1 protein-coding gene is annotated in these 1,966 nt (G+C 28.2%); it reads right to left on the bottom strand.

Going from position 1 to position 1,966, the window contains the following annotated elements; translation table 11 throughout:
• Window positions 1–1,952 (bottom strand): BspA family leucine-rich repeat surface protein (locus CKF59_RS07560; protein ID WP_147397156.1); only part of this gene is annotated, 1,952 nt, incomplete at its 3' end.
• Window positions 1,953–1,966 lie beyond the last annotated feature (14 nt).

Below are 1,966 nucleotides of genomic sequence, written 5' to 3'. Positions count from 1 at the left end.
GACATATCAATAAAACTTAAATCTAAAGGATCACCATGAATATCATTGAATTTACTTATATATGAGGTTAAGAAATCTTTTAAGAAATATTTTTCAGTGAATTTAATTCTTATTTTAGTAGGATCGATTCTTTGTTGTCTTATGGTATTTGGAAGTTGGGCAAAAGAAATGTCAGTGTATACCGTTGATATAAATCTTGGGGTAGAGATGCTACTGAAGCTATATGCTTGGTAAAACATTTCTTGACGATTAATTACTTTAAATACATTCCAGTTACTTAGATCACAGTTGAAGTTAACGGCGTTTGCAAACATAAAGCTCATATCAGTAACATTGGATACATTCCATTTACCTAAATTACAGTTGAAATTTAAAGCACCTGTAAACATGGCTTTCATGTTTGTTACATTAGAAACATCCCACTTACTGATATCAATATTGGAATCTAAGCAACTAATAAACATTCCTGACATATCCTTTACATTGGAGACATCCCAATTATTTAGATTTTGATGTTCATTAAACTTTGTTCCTTTGAACATCAATGACATGTTTTTTACTTGGGATACATTCCAATTATTTAAATCTATTTTTGGATTTTTAAAAACTGTATCGCAAAACATAGTCCTCATATTCTTAACTTTAGATACGTCAAGATTACTAATATCACTATATAATTCAGTGTTTGCAAATGTTCCTTCCATAGATGTAATCTTACTAATATCTAGACTATTAAAGTCTATATTCAATGGATAAGGAGCAATGTTAGAGGGGTCAAAAACTATTTCATTAGGGAATAGGTATTTATCTATATACTCTTTTCTTGCAAATAGAAAATCAATATCTCTTATTTGAGACATGTCAATAAAGCTCAGGTCTAAAGGAGTTCCATATATATCATTAAACTTATCTATATATACATCTAAAAAATCTTTTAATTTATGAGTACTGGTAAAAGTAATTTTTATTTGATTAGGGATTCTCTTTTGCTTTAAGATATTTGGCAGATCATCAAAAGAAATGTCAATAAATTTAGTGTTACGATATCTAGATCTTTGTTTATATGAGTTAATGAATTTATTAGCTCCAAAGAACATGTCTTTTTTGTTTACAACTTTAGAAGCATCCCAGTTACTTAGATCACTATCAAAATTTTCTGCATAATAAAACATTCCACTCATATCTGTAACACTAGATACATTCCAAGCACTTAAATCACTGTTGAATTTTATAGCCTTACAAAACATGCCACTCATATTTGTAACTTTAGATACATTCCATCTACTTAAATCGCTATTAAAGTTGAGAGCATTTCTAAACATATTAATCATGGTAGTTACATTTGATACATCCCATTTACTTAAATTACAATTAAAGTTTTGAGCTTCATAAAACATATGGTTAGTATTAGTAACTTTGGCTATATTCCATCTGCTAATATCACTATTGAAGTCTCTAGCTGCAAGAAACATGCCACTCATATTAGTAACGTTAGATACATTCCAATCTTTTATATTTAGAGCTGAGAGGTTTATAGCTTCATAAAACATTCCTTCCATGTTAGTTACATTTGATACATTCCAAGTATTTATATTTGTGTTATTGTTAAATTGTGTACCTTTAAACATGAAAGACATAGTTTTTACTTGAGAAACATCCCATTTACTTAGATCTATTTGAGAGTTTTTAAATATAGCTTTGCTAAAAAGATGACTCATGTTTGTAACTTTGGATACATTAAGTTTACTAATGTCGTTACATATAACAGTACCTAAAAAAGTGCCTTGCATAGATTTTACATTACTAAGATCTAAACTATTGAAATCAATGTTCAAGGTAGGGCTATTATGATCAAGTGTGTAATCATAGAAAACTAATCCATTTGGAAATTCTCTTTTTACCATAAATTCTTTTTTAGCAAAAAGTAAATCTACACTTTCTATTTTTGACATATCAATAAAACTTA

The organism is Psittacicella gerlachiana (assembly GCF_003585965.1).
Taxonomy (GTDB): Bacteria; Pseudomonadota; Gammaproteobacteria; order Enterobacterales; family Psittacicellaceae; genus Psittacicella; species Psittacicella gerlachiana.
Note: the sequence above shows the minus strand (reverse complement) of the source record. Positions and strands in the feature narration are given on the sequence as shown.